The sequence below is a fragment of the Nocardioides iriomotensis genome (assembly GCF_004168035.1).
Lineage (GTDB): Bacteria > Actinomycetota > Actinomycetes > Propionibacteriales > Nocardioidaceae > Nocardioides_B > Nocardioides_B iriomotensis.
The window spans coordinates 1-346 of the sequence record NZ_SDPU01000042.1; the positions used below are offsets into that span (position 1 = coordinate 1).

The 346-nt window shown below is 76.6% G+C and carries 1 protein-coding gene; it reads right to left on the reverse strand.

Translation table 11 applies throughout. The annotated features are described in order from the left end of the window. Positions 1-346 (reverse strand): DUF222 domain-containing protein (locus tag ETU37_RS22880; protein ID WP_129989801.1); only part of this gene is annotated, 346 nt, incomplete at both ends.

Consider the following 346-nt stretch of genomic DNA (forward strand, 5'->3'; position numbering starts at 1 on the left):
TCGGGCGTCGGCGAGGTCGGGCTCGAACCGGACCAGCGCCTCCTCGACCAGCCGGTCCAGCTGCGCGAGCCCGACCCGGTGGGCGAACGGCGCGACGTGGCGGTCGACGTACCCGGCGCCCTCCCGGGTCAGGACGATCGTCGCGCGGGCGACCCGCCGGGCCCGCCACGCGGGCAGATCACCGGCACGGACCCGGCGCCAGGTCTGGGGGAGCCGGTGGGCCAGCTCGACCGCCTCGGCAATCAGTGACCGGCCGGCGTCCGTGGAGATCCGGAGCGCGGCGGCCAGCTCGGCGACACAGAACTCACCGACCGGCGGCGTCCCTGCCCCAGCAACGAGCGTCGAC